The organism is Paenibacillus koleovorans NBRC 103111 (assembly GCF_004000845.1).
GTDB lineage: Bacteria > Bacillota > Bacilli > Paenibacillales > NBRC-103111 > Paenibacillus_AA > Paenibacillus_AA koleovorans.
In genome coordinates, this window is record NZ_BIMA01000043.1 from 38,847 (window position 1) to 55,919 (window position 17,073).

Annotated in this window: 15 protein-coding genes; 3 read left to right on the forward strand and 12 right to left on the reverse strand. The window is 55.8% G+C overall.

Translation table 11 applies throughout. The features are described 5' to 3' along the window. Positions 1 to 4: 4 nt before the first annotated feature. Together PKO02S_RS15900 and sufU are read left to right on the forward strand one after the other, a co-directional pair. Positions 5 to 1,816, forward strand: a complete 1,812-nt coding sequence (locus PKO02S_RS15900; protein ID WP_127584549.1) for an ABC transporter ATP-binding protein — start codon at positions 5 to 7, stop codon at positions 1,814 to 1,816. Positions 1,817 to 1,918: 102 nt separating this feature from the next. Then, entirely contained in the window at positions 1,919 to 2,356 is a 438-nt protein-coding gene (gene sufU, locus PKO02S_RS15905; protein WP_127584551.1) for a Fe-S cluster assembly sulfur transfer protein SufU, read from the forward strand. A gap of 445 nt (positions 2,357 to 2,801) precedes the next feature. Here sufU and PKO02S_RS15910 read toward each other — a convergent pair whose 3' ends face one another. From PKO02S_RS15910 to metH, 9 genes are all read right to left on the reverse strand, one after another. Beyond that, on the reverse strand, positions 2,802 to 3,749 hold the full coding sequence (locus tag PKO02S_RS15910) for a metal-dependent hydrolase (protein ID WP_127584553.1): 948 nt from the start codon (positions 3,747 to 3,749) through the stop codon (positions 2,802 to 2,804). Positions 3,750 to 3,752: 3 nt separating this feature from the next. Then, positions 3,753 to 4,700: a lysophospholipid acyltransferase family protein gene (locus tag PKO02S_RS15915; protein WP_127584555.1), complete on the reverse strand. Its 948-nt coding sequence runs from the start codon at positions 4,698 to 4,700 to the stop codon at positions 3,753 to 3,755. Continuing rightward, entirely contained in the window at positions 4,693 to 5,517 is an 825-nt protein-coding gene (locus PKO02S_RS15920; RefSeq protein WP_127584557.1) for a GNAT family N-acetyltransferase, read from the reverse strand. Before PKO02S_RS15920 ends, PKO02S_RS15915 begins: the two co-directional genes overlap by 8 nt. A 383-nt stretch (positions 5,518 to 5,900) precedes the next feature. Then, on the reverse strand, positions 5,901 to 6,593 hold the full coding sequence (locus PKO02S_RS15925; RefSeq protein ID WP_127584559.1) for an LrgB family protein: 693 nt from the start codon (positions 6,591 to 6,593) through the stop codon (positions 5,901 to 5,903). Next, entirely contained in the window at positions 6,590 to 6,982 is a 393-nt protein-coding gene (locus PKO02S_RS15930; RefSeq protein WP_127584561.1) for a CidA/LrgA family protein, read from the reverse strand. The genes PKO02S_RS15925 and PKO02S_RS15930 overlap by 4 nt, the downstream gene beginning before the upstream one ends. Before the next feature lie 138 nt (positions 6,983 to 7,120). Beyond that, positions 7,121 to 8,434 carry a UDP-N-acetylmuramate--L-alanine ligase gene (gene murC, locus PKO02S_RS15935; protein WP_127584563.1) on the reverse strand — a complete coding sequence of 438 codons (1,314 nt, stop codon included), beginning with the start codon at positions 8,432 to 8,434 and terminating at the stop codon, positions 7,121 to 7,123. A 125-nt stretch (positions 8,435 to 8,559) separates the two neighbouring features. Next, positions 8,560 to 9,495, reverse strand: a complete 936-nt coding sequence (locus tag PKO02S_RS15940; RefSeq protein ID WP_127584565.1) for a DNA-3-methyladenine glycosylase family protein — start codon at positions 9,493 to 9,495, stop codon at positions 8,560 to 8,562. Next, on the reverse strand, positions 9,492 to 10,457 hold the full coding sequence (gene rnz / locus PKO02S_RS15945; protein WP_127584568.1) for a ribonuclease Z: 966 nt from the start codon (positions 10,455 to 10,457) through the stop codon (positions 9,492 to 9,494). Before rnz ends, PKO02S_RS15940 begins: the two co-directional genes overlap by 4 nt. A 45-nt stretch (positions 10,458 to 10,502) precedes the next feature. After that, a complete protein-coding gene (gene metH, locus PKO02S_RS15950) occupies positions 10,503 to 13,949 on the reverse strand; it encodes a methionine synthase (protein ID WP_127584570.1) in 3,447 nt (1,148 codons plus the stop codon). Between the two features lie 250 nt (positions 13,950 to 14,199). On the opposite strand from metH, the gene mtnD reads away from it, so the two are divergent. After that, positions 14,200 to 14,742 carry an acireductone dioxygenase gene (mtnD, locus tag PKO02S_RS15955; RefSeq protein WP_127584572.1) on the forward strand — a complete coding sequence of 181 codons (543 nt, stop codon included), beginning with the start codon at positions 14,200 to 14,202 and terminating at the stop codon, positions 14,740 to 14,742. A gap of 55 nt (positions 14,743 to 14,797) precedes the next feature. Here mtnD and PKO02S_RS15960 read toward each other — a convergent pair whose 3' ends face one another. The 3 genes from PKO02S_RS15960 to PKO02S_RS15970 are packed head-to-tail and all read right to left on the reverse strand — an operon-like array spanning position 14,798 to position 16,406. After that, positions 14,798 to 15,586 carry an HAD family hydrolase gene (locus tag PKO02S_RS15960; RefSeq protein ID WP_127584574.1) on the reverse strand — a complete coding sequence of 263 codons (789 nt, stop codon included), beginning with the start codon at positions 15,584 to 15,586 and terminating at the stop codon, positions 14,798 to 14,800. A 44-nt stretch (positions 15,587 to 15,630) separates the two neighbouring features. Then, entirely contained in the window at positions 15,631 to 16,167 is a 537-nt protein-coding gene (locus PKO02S_RS15965; RefSeq protein ID WP_127584576.1) for a hypothetical protein, read from the reverse strand. Positions 16,168 to 16,196: 29 nt separating this feature from the next. Continuing rightward, positions 16,197 to 16,406, reverse strand: a complete 210-nt coding sequence (locus PKO02S_RS15970; RefSeq protein WP_127584578.1) for a DUF896 domain-containing protein — start codon at positions 16,404 to 16,406, stop codon at positions 16,197 to 16,199. Between the last annotated feature and the right edge of the window lie 667 nt (positions 16,407 to 17,073).

The window sequence follows — 17,073 nt, forward strand, 5'->3', positions numbered from 1 at the left end:
CTTCATGAGCCAATGGGATATGGATTCCGAGGACCAGGAAGATAAACCGTTTAATAAGCAATACATGAAACGAATGATCGGCTATTTGAAGCCGCATAAGAAAGTAATGGTTGTGGTCGGCATCATCGTCGTGCTGAACATGCTGCTCAGCTTGGCCGAGCCGCTAGTGATCCGTTATGCAATCGACAAGGGCATGGTGGAGAAAAACATGACGGTGCTCCATATTGCAGGGTTCATGATGCTGGGGATCCGGTTGTTCTCCTGGCTGTTCAGCTTCCTGCATATCCGGATGATCAACAGCACCGGACAGCGCATTTTGTATGAGCTGCGGCAACAGCTGTTCAATCATCTGCAATCGTTGTCGTTCCGGTTTTTCGACGGCAGGCCAGCCGGCAAAATCATGTCGCGGATCACGAACGACACGAATGCGATCGGCGAGCTCATCAACGGCGGTCTCATTACGCTGATGATGGAGTCGACGCATCTGGTCGGCATCATCGTCATTTTGCTCTGGATGGACTGGAAGCTGGCGCTGATGGCGTTCACGACGTTCCCGTTCCTCTACTTGCTCGTCTCCCGCTTCCGCCCCAAGGTCGAAGGAGCTTGGACGCGCTCGCGCAAGACGATGTCCGCCATCAACGGCAACGTGAACGAAACGATTCAAGGCATTCGCGTCGTTCAAGCATTCTCCCGCGAGCAAGTGAACGATCGGAAATTCGAAAACATCAATAACCGCAACCGCGTCGCCTTTATGCGCGCCGTGTCGCTGGAATCGATGGTTTGGCCGCTCGTCGAGCTGATCGGGATGGTCGGCACTTGTCTCGTCGTCTGGTACGGAGCCGTAAGGGTCATAGACGAGGCGCTAACGATCGGCTTCATTATCGCCTTCATCAACTACTTGTGGCGGTTCTGGGGTCCGCTCAGCTCGCTGTCCAAGGTATACAGTCAGCTGCTATCGGCTATGGCTTCCGCGGAGCGTATCTACGAGATACTTGACACGGAACCGGAAGTTCAAGACAAAACCGGGGCAAAAGCGATGCCGACTATTCAAGGGCGAGTCGTCTTCAAGGACGTCTCCTTCCGTTACAAGCCGGATCAAGCCGATGTGATCCGCCGGCTCAATCTGGACGTGAGGCCGGGCGAGCGAATCGCCATCGTCGGACCTACCGGCGCAGGCAAGAGTACGATCGTCAATTTGCTCATGCGGTTCTATGATACGACTGACGGCTCGATCACGATTGACGGCGTGGACATCAAGGATGTGACGCTTGCCTCGCTGCGAAGCCAGATGGGCATCGTGCTGCAGGACTCGTTCATTTTCTCCGGGACGATCGAGGATAACCTGCGATACGGCAAACAGGACGCCACCGCGGAAGAGCTGGAGAACGCCGCGAGAAGCGTGCGAGTCGATCGATTCGTCGACAAGATGCCGGAGCGCTATGCTACACAGGTCGAGGAGCGCGGCTCCAAGCTGTCCGTCGGCCAGCGCCAGCTGCTCGCCTTCGGTCGAGTACTGCTCTCCGATCCCCGCATCCTCATCCTGGATGAGGCCACTTCCAGCGTCGATACGGAGACCGAGCAGCATATCCAGGAAGCGCTCAAACAGTTGCTTCACGGGCGAACCGCGTTCATCATCGCTCATCGACTCTCGACGATTCGAGACGCCGACCGCATCCTGGTCATTCGCGACGGCGAAATCGCCGAGAGCGGCAACCACGACGAGCTGATGCAAGTGAAAGGCTTGTACGCCAACCTGTATTACAATCAATTTTTGATGCAGCAAAGCTTGGCGCTCAAGGTAAACGGGGCTTCCTGACCGCTCTCGTCCAACTTAACGATAATAATTCCAATCTTGGTCGTATTGTTGTACAATGGAGGGAACATGATATAAAGAAGACGAACTTCGAGGTGACCCGCCATGCTAGAGAACTTATATAAGCAAATCGTGATGGACCATTATAAAAAGCCGCACAACAAAGGCAAGCTGACGGAAGAAGGAGCGCTCCAGCTCCCCTATAAAAATCCGACTTGCGGCGACGTCATGGTGTTGTACATGAATGTCGACGAGAATCGCAGGATCAAGGATATCAAATTCGAAGGCGAAGGCTGCTCGATCAGCATGGCTTCGTGCTCGATGATGACGGATCTGGTGAAAGGCAAAACGGTCGACGAAGCGAAAAAGATCATCGAAATGTTCAATGATATGATCAAAAAAGGCGAGATCCCCGAGGACGAAGACGCGCTCGGCGATGCGCTTGCTCTGTCCGGGGTGCACAAGCTGAAAGCCCGCCACAATTGCTCGCTGCTCGGCTGGAACGGCTTGGACAAAGCGCTCAAGCAGAACGAACTGCAGTAACGGATCGGCTCTTCTAATCCTAAAGATCCCAGCAGCAACTCCCGTGCTTCCAAGAGAAGCAGCCGGGAGTTTTTTACTGCTTCCGCTAAACGCAGATAGCCGCCGTTTATGACCAGATAAACAGCGGCTACCTCTTGCACTTGCTATTCATTTATTGACTTCCCTGTCCTTTCAGCCCAACATGCTTTCCACATGTCATCGGATATTATACCACAAGCGACATGTCCGGCATGCCTTTATTGCTCGGGGCCTCGCTCGCTTGCCGGTGAGTTCCCGCATGCCCACGAATTACAGAACAAGTCTTCACTCACTTGTCCTCCACGCAATCCGATTTCAGCATGCTTCGCTAACCTAAGTCATTGGACTATCCCCTCTCTGTGCTGGATAATTATGATTACCCAGCCACAGAGGTATTGAATCAGCCAGAAATCGTTTAAGAAATCAATTATTTTTTGTCCCATCCGATTTTCTCGCGTACTACGTTCAAATTCCGATCCAGAAAAATGTCTGCTCCAAAAGGCTGCTTCCGGTTATGGCGAAACCGGGAATCCCTCCACTGCACCTCGAAGCCGCCCTCATGCTCCGTGAAGCATACATGCACGAATTGTGTGAATTGGAGAAACGCCCGTACACCGTCCGTCCCTTTTGAAGCTTCGATAACCGAGTGGCTGGAATCTATCGAATACACCTGCTCGATCCGAACGTCCCGGCAGGCGATGGAGCCCGTGTAGAAATGACTGCCGGTCTCCAGAGAAAATTGCCACTTGAACCAATTCAAGCTTGGTGCGATGCGGCATATGCCTTGCAGGTCGAGCTGCTTGCTTACCATTCGCCGAATATAGAACTGCTGAATGAATCTCGCCGCGATGTATGTCAATGTAATCCCGTAGACGACCTCGAACACCCGATCGACCGGCAAATCAGTAGCGATCCACAGTAAAAGTCCGGCACCATGCACGACCCATAAGAAGGGCTCGAACAAGGCGAGTGAGTCCAGATGATGCCATTGGGCCGAAAACGGACGAAGCACTTGCACGCCATACACATTGAACAAATCCACGAGCACGTGAAATACGACCGCCGCACAAATCCAACCGTACAAGTGCAGGAAGTTCACGCCGCCTTCCATCCCGAAGCCCCAGGCCAGCGGAAGAGCGATCAGCAGCGGCCAGATGAACAATGCGGGTATCGAGTGCGTTACTCCTCTGTGGATGAGCACATATGCGGAAAAGCTCTTCAAGCGGGTCAGCGTATCGAAGTCCGGTGCATGCGATCCGATCAGGCATCCGACAAACACCGTCAAAGCTAATTCCGGGTTTGCCGCGACTACCGGATCCGTATAAGCGAGTCCTGCGAGCGTAGCGCCGAAGAGCAGGTGACTTCCCGTATCCATCGTTTATGCGCCTCCTTGAATGGGGTTGGATGGCGCCGGTTCGCACCAGCGTTCCTCGGCTTGGAACAAATAAAACCAGCTGTCCGGATGGCGCCGAATCGATTGCTCCATCCATTGGTTCAACAGGTCGGATGCGGCGCGAAGCTCATTTTTCCGAAATCGGTCCGACAACCGAATCGGGGGCTCGAATTGAAGCCGGTGGGCAAACCGCCCTATTCCGCGGCCCGTCATCGGAACGATCGGTACCTCATATTGCAGCGCGAGCATGGCCGCCCCTTGGGGCAAATGCGTCTTTCTGCCGAATAGCGTCGCCTCCGGGAAATTCGGCCGGTAAAAATCCCCCAGCAAGTAGACGACTCCGCCTTGCTTCAAATGATCCCGCAGCGAGCGCATCAGCTGAATCGGATTCGTCTCGTCATAATCGAACCCGCGGCAACCGAGCTCGGCGAAGCGCCTATATAGCGGCCGCAGCTCGTTGCTGCTTGCCGTCGCTACTGTCGTGCAGTTATACCGGCCCATCAAGTACCAGTAGTAGACGAAAAAATTTCCTACATGAGGCAAGTACACGATCGCGCCTTTGCCTTCGCTTAGAGCTTGCTCGAGATGCTCCTCGCCATGTGCTTCTCGGATCGGGTTCCACCCGTCCTCCCGTTTTCCGAGCTTGGCGGACAGGAACAAAATTTCGTACATCGCCACGGCCAGGTTCCGGCAATAATGCTTTACGATCCGTCGGTTCTCGCGGGGTGACGCCGGTTCGAACAGCTCCTGCGCATTCCTTAGCAGGCGGCGCCTTAGCGGCCGCTGCATCACGTACAGCATCCCAGCGGCCGCTGCGCAGAGCCAAAAGGCGGGTCCGGACGGCAGGTTGCTCATCATGCGGAAGAAGAACGGTTTCGTCTCCCCTGGACTTGAGCCGTCCATTCCCGTCCATCGGCCGATCCAATCATACATCCGCTGCTCCTCGATCCCCTAGAACGGCTGCGGTTGCTATTGGCTGGGAGAACAACCGTTTGTATCGTTTGGTGATCCGACCTCGATCGAGCACGATTAAGAAATCTACCGTGCGGAATACGCCGTCGAACGCAGGATCCGCCCCGATTTCCGCTCCGAGCCATTGGTAGCCTTTCATAAGCGGAGGCAGCCGGCGGAACAGCTCTTGGTCATCCGGTAACCCTTCTTTCAACAGCTGGAGTCCTTCGATCCGGTGAGTCTCGAGCGGTTCGGCCCCGTACCGGTCCGTTAAAATGTTTTTCCGCGATAAATAGCTGTAGATTTCATTCAATGGCTTCAATCCGCTCAGGTGCACACTTGCACAGCCGATCAGCATGTCGTACTCGTGCTTCTCGATATATTGCGCGATGCCGCCCCACAGCATTTGGATCGTTCTGCCGTCCCGATAAGCAGGGGCCACGCAGCTCCGACCGACTTCCAGGATGCGGTTCTTTATTCCTGCCAGCTCCCCGAGCTGGAATTCCGTCTCCGAGTAAAACCCGTACTGGTGGCCAATCCGTTTCCCCGGAAGCAAACGATACGTACCTACAACTGAGTTCGTCCGCTCTTCCGTCACAATCAAATGATCGCACAGGTCGTCGAACCAATCCCGTTCCAGCCGCTTCTCGTTCATCAGTTGGACGTTGTTCTCCTCCTCGGCGAATACTTCATAGCGAAGTCGCATCGCTTGTTTGATTTCGTCCTCAGTCGTTGCGATTTTGGCTGTCAATTCGTTTGCCGTAGCTGTAGCCTTGGTCTGGACCGCCACTTGGGCCATCTCGTCACAACCCTTCCTTGGCATCGGAAGAAGTACATCGTCTCCGTAATGTAAGCGTAACAGCGATAAGTTAACGAAGGATTTTCCTGTTTTAAAGATTTTATGAAGAGAAGAGCAAAAACCATCAGGTTCTATAACCCCTGATGGTTGTGGCGTGAGTGTTCAGTTTGGTGCGCTGGGAGGGCAGGCAGCTGGGTTCCGTTTGGTGCGTGGGGAGGGCGGAAAGAGGGGTTCCGATCGCTGTTGTAATCGTGGCCCTTTGATTGAATTGGAGCTAAGGTTGGGCCACGATTACAAAGGCGACCGCTTCGCTTCTCCACTCCCTCTTCCCGCCCTCCTCTGTGCTGCTTTTGTGGATAGTGGTACTTATATTAATTTCTTAGTTAGTTTAATAACCAATAGAGTGGGATGGAAGCGAATGTCGTGATCAATCCTGCCGCTCCCATGGCGAACCCGCCGGCGCTGCCCTTCAGCTCGGACTCGCGAATGATGCGGGACGTACCGATTCCATGCGCGGCCGTCCCCATCGCCGTACCGACTGCGATTGCATCGGAGACGCGGATCAGGCGCAGGAACAAAGGACCGAACATGCTGCCGAACAAACCGGTCAGGACGGTCAGCACGGCGGCTAGCTCGGGGATTCCGCCGAACAACCGGGCAACCTCCATCGAGATCGGCGAAGTAACGGATTTCGGCAAAATCGTCATCAACAGCTCCTGATTCGCCCCGGACAACCAGACGAATAAGGCGCTGCAGCCCATTCCGGTGAGCGAACCCGCTACGATGCCGGCCAACACTCCTTTCAAACGTTTCAGCAGCACGCCGGAGTGTTTGTACAAGGGAACGCCTAACGCAACGGTAGCCGGACCGAGCAGGAAGACAAGCACATCGCCGCCCACTTTGTAGGACTCATAAGGAATCCCCGTGACCAGTAACAGCATAATAATCGAGAGGCAGCAGACGAACATGGCGTTCATCCGAGGCCATTTTTTATTGACTTGCAGCGCTCCAATGTAGGCTAGCAACGTGACGGTAACTCCGAAAACCGGGCTGCTTGTCCAGGCCAACTCGCTCATCGCGCACCAGCATCCCCTTTCGTCGCTTCCGAACGTTCGACCTCACCCGGAACTTGATCTTTTCCAGCTCGGCCTTGCGTCACCAACCCGGTCACCGCAAGCGTAACCAAGCTGCTGAACACGAGCGTCAGCACGATCGGAAGGCCGTTCCGCAGGATGTCCGGCCAGAAGGCGATCGTCGCGACGATGATCGGCACGAAGAACAGCATCATATTTTTCAACAACAGCTGCGCGCTGTCTTCCACCCATTCCAGCTTAATAAGCTTCAAAAATAAGGCCGCAGTAAACAATGCAAGTCCGATAACATTCCCCGGCAGCGGTACCCCCGTCGTCCCCTGGATGATGGTGCCTGCCAACAGGAAGCCGAACAAAATGGCTATCCCTCTCACCGCGTTCGTTCCCCCACATTCCCCAATAAAATGACTGTTCAAGACCACTTGCAACTTTTACTTTTGCCTGTAACGCGAAAAGATCCGCTCATCCCGAGTTCTACCTGAAGGATGCAGCGGATCTTTTGTTTGCACCGCTTAGAGCACCGCCATCGTGTCTTCATACTTCTGCTGATACTTGTGCACATCCCCGGCACCCATAAACAGCAGCACGCAGTCGGAATAGTCCTTCAAGGCGTAATCGACGTTTTGCTCCGACAGCAATTTGGAGGAAGGAATCCGTTCCATCAGCTGCTCGATCGAAATATTCCCTTTGTTCTCGCGCGCCGATCCGAAAATCCCGCACAAGTACACTTGATCCGACGCTGACAACGAATGGGCGAAATCGTCCATAAATTTCTCCAGCCGTGAGTACGTATGGGGCTGGAACACGGATACAACTTGGCGATTCGGGTATTTCGTCCGCACGGCGTCCAGCGTCGCCCGGATTTCCGTCGGATGATGCGCATAATCGTCGATCAGTACATTGCCGGCCACCAGCTTTTCCGTAAAGCGTCGCTTCACGCCGCCGAATGTCATCATTTCAGCGCGAACTTGATCCAGGTTAAAATCCTCCAGCACGCAAATCCCGATGACCGCCAAGGCGTTCAGCACGTTGTGTCGGCCAAAGCCGGGAATCTGGAACCTCCCCAGCTTGTTGTCATGCAGCAGCGCCTCGAAGGAAAGACCTTCCTCCTCGACCCGGACATCGGCCGCACGAAGCGCATTATGCTCCCCGAAGCCGTATAGCAGTATCGGAACCGGCGGACGCAACGACCGCACTTGATCATCGTCGCCGAATGCGACAACATGCTTTTTCACCCGGTCGGTCATCTGCTGGAACGCCAGCGTAACATCGTCCAAGCCGGAGAAATAGTCGGGATGATCGAAATCGATGTTCGTGATGATCGCGTAGTCAGGCGCGTACGCCAGGAAATGTCTCCGGTATTCGCAGCTTTCGAAAATAAAATGGGTGCTGTCGGGTACCCCCGCTCCCGTTCCATCCCCGATCAAATAAGAAGTCGGTTTGATCGCTTTGCACACATGCGCCAGCATCCCGGTCGTCGACGTCTTGCCATGCGCCCCGGTAACTGCCACACTCGTATAGCGGCCGATCAAATCGCCTAAAAAAGTATGATAGCGGTAAAAAGGAAGCTCCGCGCGCAAGCTAGCCTCTACCTCGGGATGATCGTCCTTGAACGCATTCGACGCGACGATGACGCGGTCGTTCAGCTCGGCGACCCGATCCGCATCGAAGCTATAGAGCGGAATGCGCTTCTGCTCCAGCGGCGCCTGCGTGAAAAAATAAGTGTCCAGGTCCGAACCCTGCACCTCATGCCCCATATCGTGCAGCACTTGCGTCAAAGCGCTCATGCCCGCCCCTTTGATCCCGATCATATGAAACTTGGCCAATGAGGATCCCTCCAACCTTCTCTTGAATGTGAGTGGTGTTTCCGTATGTTCGCAGCTCCAGGCTGATTGCCCATTTCGTTCCAGTATATGAAAATGGCCCGAACTGTGCTTCTGCCTATAGACGATTACGTGAAAAGCGTTTTCTCATTCAAGCTTTCCCATAAATAGTAAGTGATATAGCTGGACCATGGCGACCAGTCGCGGCCGAGGTCGCGCACTTCGGCTTCCGTCGGCTGATGGTCCAATCCATACAACTGACGCAGCGCGTTACGCAGTCCGATATCCGCCGCCGGCAGCAAGTCGGGCCGTCCCAGGCCGAACATAAGGAAACATTCGACTGTCCAGCGGCCGATCCCGCGAAGCGGGGTCAGCTCCGTGAGAATTTGCTCATTCGTTTTCGCAGCCAGCTCGGCCGGCTTCATCGAGACTGTGCCTGCAACGACTTGCCGAGCGAAATCAATTACGTACTCAGCCTTGCGGACGCTGAATTGTAGCTCGCGCAGCTGCTCCGGTTGTAGCGAAGCGATTTGCTCCGGCGATGGGAAGACAGGGTACCCGGCCCCCTTGTACTCGAAAGGCGAGGACGCCTTCTCGATTAACCTGCGCGTTAGCGTCGCTGCGAATGAAAGATTGAGCTGCTGGCCGATGATCGTCTTCACCATACATTCGAACGGATCCGACTCCAGGATAAAGCGGAAGCCTTCGTAGCGCCGTCCGAGCAACGCCAGTCGGTCGTCCACGCCAAGCTTCTCTTGGAGACCCGCCAGCGAGATGTCGATGGACAACATGCGACGGAGATGCGCGCCCACCTCAGCTAAACATTCGGCATTCGGTCCCGAATTATGGGGATGCGGAATCGCTTCCACGGTTAGTTTCGGCGATGCCGTCTCTCCTTCCGAACGGATCAGGACGAGATACACTTGTCCCTGCACACGGATCGCCCGGATCAACGTGTTCTCATCATGCCGGTACAGCTCGTGGCCGACACCACGCAGCCTGCCGTGCATGCGAGCGAAATCGTAAGGCGGTTCAGGCTCGAACTGGAACTGGAGCGTCCTCATGACAGCTCCACCACAAACACGGCATGATCATGGGCCAGCTCCGTGTTCGGAAACCGGGTGCGCGCTTCGTCCAGCAGCGACTGCCCGCTGTCGTTAGAGTACCGGGAGCTGAGGTGCGTGAGAATGAGCTTCTTCGCCCCCGCCTCCTCGGCCACCTCGGCGGCGCCGAGCGAGGTCGTGTGATAGAACTGCTGCGCCATCGGCTCCAGCTCGCCGGCGAAAGTCGCCTCGTGCACGAGCACATCGGCGCCGCGAGACAGCCGGACCGCGGACGCGCAGCGCCGCGTGTCGCCCAGCACCACCACGGTGCGCCCGGGGACGGGCGCACCGACGAAGTCCGCGCCGCGCAGCACGCGGCCGTCCGGCAGCGCGACGTCTTCGCCGCGCTTAAGCCGGCCGTACAGCGGCCCGGCAGGCACCCCGTGCGCCCGAAGCTTGGCCTCGTCCAGCTTGCCTGGACGATCGCGTTCGCGGACGCGATACCCATAGCTGGCGATGCGGTGTTCCACCTCCGCCACCGTCACCTCAACCTGCTCGTCGGCGAACACGACGCGCCCCACACCATCAGCCGAAGCGCTGCCGGCTTCGGCACTAACGTCCTCCAGCTCCACGATATGGAGCTGGTAAGCCAGGTGCGCTGCGCTCAGCGTCAGCGCCTGCTCCACGAACGCGCGGATGCCGCGCGGCCCGAACAGCGTGAGCGGCGTCTCTCCGCCCTGGTACGAGCGGCTGGAGAGCAGCCCCGGCAAGCCGAAAATATGATCCCCATGCAGATGGGTGATGAAAATAAACTCCAGCTTCCCCAGCTTGAGCGGCGAATGCAGCACTTGATGCTGCGTCCCTTCGCCGCAGTCGAACAGCCAGAATGTGCCCCGCTCCTCGTAGAGGCGCAGAGCGATCGCCGTGACGTTGCGTTCCTTGGCAGGCATCCCCGCCCCCGTTCCGAGAAAATAAAGGTCCATTGCAGCCATTCCTTTGCTAAAGAGTCGTATCGATTCAACCTATGATTAAGCTTTGTCTACGTTGAAATAACGGGCCTCCGGATGCGCGAACACCATCGCGGTAACCGAAGCTTCCGGCTCCATCATGAACCCCTCGGTCAGCTCGACGCCGATATCCTCGGGCTGCATCAGACGGAACAGCGGCTCCTGGTCTTCAAGATTCGGACAAGCCGGATAGCCAAATGATACCCGTATCCCTTGGTAACGGGCACCCCAGCGCTGCTGCATCGTGAGCTCCGGCGAATCCGGATAACCCCACACATCGCGCATCATATGGTGCATGCGCTCTGCGAACCCTTCCGCCATCTCGAGCGCCAGCGCCTGCAGCGCGTGGGAGCGCAAGTAGTCGCCTTTGTCCTTCCACTCGTTCGCCAGCTCGCGAACGCCTTGCCCGGCGGTGACGACCAGGAACCCGACATAGTCCATCTCGCCGCTGTCCGTCGAACGGAGGAAGTCGGCTAGACACAGATACGGCTCCACTTCTTGACGCGGGAAGCTGAACCGATGCAGCACCCGACTGTGATCGGCCGGATCGTAGATCAGGATGTCATCGCCCTCCCCCTGCGCAGGGAAGAAACGGTACATTCCTTGCGCTTTCAGCGTGCCCTCCCGCTTGCCTTGCTGGAATAGCTCGTCGATCACTTCGCGCAGCTGGACGGCCTTCGGGTCCTTAGCGGCGAGCAGCTGCTCGACTTTGCCCTTCAAGCCGAGATGATGGCCGAGCAGCGTCTGCAGGTTGACGTAAGGGAAAATATGATCGAGCGGATAATCCCGCAGCACATGACGTTCGACATCCGGCGGGATGTACACCGGCACATCCTTCGCCACATTGGAGCGGAGGGCTCGGGTAAGCTTGACCTCTTCCACTTGCACGCGGTTAGCGGCTTCCATTACGTCGGACTGGATCGCCTCGCGCAGCTCCTGAATCATCCGCTGGCGCTGCTCCACATCGCTGATTTTATTAGCAATGTCCAGACCGTCCATCGCATCCTTCGCGTATACGACGAGCCCTTCGTACTCCGGCGCGATCCGCGTGCGCGTAAATTTGCGCGTCAGCGCGGCTCCGCCGACCAGAATCGGGATGTCGATGCCTGCCGCCCGCAAGTCCTGCGCCGTTGTGACCATTTGCTGCGCCGACTTCACGAGCAGTCCGGACAGTCCGATTGCATCCGGCTTTTCTTTTTTATAAGCTTCGATCAACTGCTCTGGCGGTACTTTGATGCCCAAATTGACTATGTGATACCCGTTGTTCGAGAGGATGATCTCGACGAGGTTTTTGCCGATGTCGTGCACGTCGCCTTTGACGGTCGCGAGCAGTATTTTGCCTTTCACTGCGCTCTCGTTCTTTTCCATGAATTGCTCGAGGAAAGCGACCGATGCTTTCATCACTTCCGCGCTCTGCAGCACCTCGGCGACGATCAGCTCGTTGTTGTTGAATAGACGGCCGACCTCCTCCATCCCGCGCATCAGAGGTCCGTTAATGATTTGCAACGGAGCATACTTGTTAAGCGCCTCCTGCAAATCCGGGATCAGCCCCTCCTTCGTCCCTTCGACAACATAGGAAGCCAGACGCTCTTCCAGCGTCAGGTTGCTGATTTTCTCCGTCTTCACGACCTTCTTTTCGCGGAAATGGGCGACGAACGCAGCGAGCGTCTCATCGTTCGTATTGTAGATGAGGTTCTCCGTCAGACGGCGCTCCTCTTCCGGAATCGATGCGTAGCGTTCCAGACGCTGCGTGTTGACGATCGCATAATCAAGGCCAGCCTTCGTGCAATGGTACAAGTAGATCGAGTTCAATACTTCGCGGCCCGCAGTCGGCAAGGCGAACGACACGTTGCTGACGCCCATGATCGTATGACTCTTCGGAAAAGCTTCCTTGATCTTGCGCACCGCTTCGATCGTCTCGCTGCCGGAACCGAGGTATTGGGCATCTCCCGTACCGACCGGGAACACCATCGGATCAAAAATAATGTCTTCCGGCGGAATCCCGTACTTCTGCGTCAACAGCTCATAGCCCCGCTTCGCAACCGCGAAACGTTTGTCGCTCGAGACCGCTTGTCCTTCCTCGTCGATACACATGAAGACGAGCGCCGCGCCGTACTTGTGCACGAGCGGTACGATTTTCTCGATACGCTCTTCGCCTTCCTCCAAATTTACGGAGTTGATGATCGCTTTGCCTTGCGAATATTTGAGCGCCGCTTCCACGGCGTGATGGTTCGTCGTATCGATAACGACCGGCGCCTTCACCTTCTTCACGAGCTCCTGCATAAACGCGACGACGTCGGTCACTTCGTCCCGCTCCGCATCCTGCAGGCTGACGTCGATGACATGAGCGCCGCCCTTCACTTGCGCGCGCGCCACTTCCGCGGCTTCCTCGTACTTGCCTTCCGCAATCAGCCGCTTGAACTTCGGGGACCCCAGAACATTCGTTCGCTCCCCTACCATGATCGGACGGTTGTCCGCTTCCAAGTATACGGTCTCGATCCCGGAAACAGCAGCCGGATGCGTACCGCTCTGCTCACGGGGCTTGTACTCCTTCATGATTTCCGCAATGGCGCGAATATGGTCCGGAGTCGTGCCGCAGCAGCCGCCGGCGATGTTAATCCACCCTTGATCGGCGAAACCGGACAGCTTCTTGGCTAGCGATGTCGGCGATTCATGATATTGCCCGTTCTCGTCCGGTAACCCGGCGTTCGGATAGCAGCTGACCGCCGTCTTGGCAATACCCGACAGCGTCCGGATATGATCCTTCATGAATTCAGGACCGGTTGCACAGTTCAGGCCGATCGAGATCGGATTCAAATGCTCAAGTGAAATGTAGAACGACTCGATGTTTTGTCCCGCGAGCGTGGTGCCCATCGGCTCGATCGTACCGGAAATCATAATCGGCAGCGACACGCCTGTCGACTCGTAAGCACGCCGAATCCCGATACTGCCGGCTTTGACGTTGAGCGTATCCTGCGACGTCTCCAGCAGCAGTGCATCGACCCCTGCGTCGATCAGCGCCACGGCCTGCTCATAGTAGCTGTCGATCAGTTCGTCGAACGTGACGCCGCCCGTGACGGACAAAGTTTTCGTCGTCGGCCCCATAGCACCTGCTACGTAGCGCGGCCATTCGGGAGTCGAATATTTATTGGCCGCTTCTACCGCGAGTCTGGCTGCAGCGAGGTTCAGCTCGCGAGCGCGTTCCGGTACATCATACTCGGCCAGAACGACAGAGGTCGAACCGAATGTGTTCGTTTCCAAAATGTCAGCCCCAGCCTCCAAGTACTGCTCATGGATCCGGGAAATAACGTCCGGCCTTGTGACGCAGAGCAACTCGTTGCAGCCCTCGAACTCCTCGCCCCCGAAATCGTCTGCATTCAAGTCGGCTTGTTGGATCATCGTCCCCATCGCGCCGTCGAGCACCATAATTTTGTTTTTCAATTGTTCCGCCAAAGCCAGTTTGTGCATACCGTCCACCCTTTCGTCAGTACCCATCTATATCTACGGATGGCTTCCGAGTGGAAAGCCGGACCGTGAAACCTTACAAGCATTTAACCTTTAGTGTACCAGAATCGCCATCATTCGGAAAGTCGGATTATATACACTTCTCTTATCGGAAATATAGGATTAACTTATACGTCCGCATCGACAACCCCCGGCCGATCGACTATAATACTCGGTAATGGCAATTAATTTGAATCGAGAGCGAGGGATGAACATGGCACAGATCCGCGTCCGCAACACGGGCGAGCGCATCCAGGGCGAAGAAAACGTCAAAGCTTTTCTCGACGGCCAAGAAGTACTGTACGAGCATTGGAACCCGTCCAAGCTGCCTGCTCAGTTGCAAGAGAAATTCGTGCTAAGCGATGAAGAAAAAGCGGAAATCCTGCAAACATTCGACGCTGAAATTCGCGATCTGGCTTCCCGCCGCGGGTACCTTACCTGGGACTTGATCGCACTCTCCGAAGCGACGCCTAACTTGCCGGAGCTGCTGAAAAAATTCGAGCAGGTGCATACGCATACCGAGGATGAAGTGCGCGCCATCACGGCCGGCAAAGGCATCTTCATCATTAAAGGAAGCGAAGAAGTCGGCTATTTCGATGTTGAGCTTGAAGCCGGCGACGTCATCTCCGTGCCGGAGCACAAGCCTCATTTCTTCACCCTGATGGAGAACAAGCAGATCGTGGCCGTTCGTCTGTTTATCGAAACCGAAGGCTGGATCGCACATCCGTACGCCGATCCGGAGTTCCAGAAAGCTTAATTCCCGCAGAAAACCCGCTGCACTCCCTGAGGAGTCGGCGGGTTTCTTTGTTCCTCTATTGAACTAGCAGCGTCAACAAACCTTTCAAATCTTCAATCTCATAAGCCGGTACAATTTCGTCCGTTCGGGTGACGCGGTGCCGATTGATCCAGACCGAAGCCATTCCCACCGTGTTCGCCCCCAAAATATCCGTTGTCAGCTTGTCGCCGACCATGACGCCTTCCTCCGCCGTAATGCCCAGCTTCTCCATCGCATGCTCGAATATGGCGCGTGCAGGCTTGCCTTGGCCGAACGTGCCGGAGATGATGATATGATCGAAGTAAGCCGCCAATTGCGGAACGCCGTCAATCTTCTCCTGCTGCAAGTCCGGAGCTCCGTTCGTCAGCAGCAGCAGCTTGTACTGTCCGCGAAGCGTTTCCAGCACCGGAAACGTCTCGTCGTATATGATCGGGCGAGCGCGTCGCTCCGCCGGGAACGTCTCCGCCAGCTTCGCGCCTAGAGCCGAATTGTCTACATGCAGAGCTAACAGTCCGTTCGTCCACGCCTGTACCTGATACCCAGGCGCCAGCGCCTCCAGCTTGCGGAATTCCTCCTGTACGCCGCCGGAGAAATTCGCCCAGAGCGCTTCGAACGGATTAATGCCGATATTTTTCGTAAACGGGAACGTCTCATACGATTCATACAGGGCTCTAGCTTCTCGGCGCACCGCTTGCTCCAACGCTTTCGGATCTACGCCCGATTCCCGCTCGGCCAGCTCGCAAGTCGCCCGGAACGCTTCCTCCACACTGCGCTCATCCCACAGCAGCGTGTCGTCCAAATCAAACAAAACTGCTTTTACCGGCATGCTTTAGTTTCCCCTTTTCCCCAATTGCTTGAAGTTTGGCTCGTTTAGCTCGTTTTACTCTTTTTCTCGGGAGCGGCCTCTTCCTGGAACGGAACTTGATGCTGGGCCGCAAACGTCTTCATCCGCTCGGCGATCGCCGGAATGTCGTACAAGTTCTGAAATTTGGTGAACACCCATCGTTTGTTCCCCGCCTTCAGCTTGATGACTACGCCGCCCGGCTGAACCGTGATGCTCTCCATCTCTTCCGCGCTTAAGAAACGCTCTACGCCCAAGCGGCGGGTCGCCACTTGCTTGCGCCCGATCTTGATATAAGGGCGACGCAGGAAGTACATGAGTCCAAGGAAAACATATGCGGCGGTCACGACCCACATCATCGTGCTGCTCTCACTGTATACGAGCGACGTGAAAGCGTAGAAGATCGACATGGCGACGAGCAGCGAAGGCAGAAACCAGCTCCGCCCCTTGTAGATGTTCATCGTTTCGCCGGATGTCGCCGTGATGACGGCTTGTCCGCTCTTCGCCCGGCGTTTGTTCGCCAGCTTGCTGTTTTTTCTTACCATTCTCTCCCATTGACGGGACATCAGTTACCCTCCTAAAGGTTCGACTTCCGTTAGTGAAGCGGCTTCCGCGGCTTCTTGTCCTTCGGATCGTCGTCTACCAATTCTATAGCATCAAGCTGCGCGCGCAGTGAGGTTTTGAACGCCTCAATATACTGCCGGCGCAGGACGTTGCGCTCATCGATCTCTTCGTCGGTCAATCCCACGGTATTCGCTTTATGGGCCAGCTCGTTGATGCGAGCGATCAATTGTTCGTGTGTCATTCGAATCGGGTCTCCTTGTAGCCAGTCTAATAAGTCTCTACTAATTTGACAACAATCGGTACGCATTGTCAAGCCGACACCCGCCCAGCCTGCTGTTGCACCTCGAATAAGCAGGAAAAACCTGATCGGAAGTTCACCGATCAGGTCCTCTGGCGTTGGTGTTCCGTTTGGCGCGCGGGAGGGTAGGAAGAGGGGTTCTGTGCCGGACACAGATGACCTAAACGTTACCATACAATTTTTGTTGGATAGCACGCATCAGGCGACCGTTATATCACGTTATCATACAAAAAAGGTTGGATAGCACGCTTGGAGGCGCCGTTCTACCTCGTTATCATACAAAACTTGTTGGATAGCATACATCTGGCGACCATTCAGCCTAAATATCAAACAAATCTTGTTGTATCACTCGCATTCCCGCAACCCGCTATACCCGCTTGAGGCGAAGAGCCTTATCGAGCGGCGTGGCGCCTGTACCCTTGCTCCCTAGTCGAATAAATCGGACTACCGCGCGCCTCTCCGCGCCGGCAACGCTATGTAGTCCGAATCGGCCGAATTAGAGCGGCGTTTTCCAGAGGGCGCGTGCGGAAACGGCTCTCTAAATGGGAAAATTCGGACTAGAGACCGCTTCACCCTTCGCTCCCCCTACGCTTTAGTTCTGTAAATCTGA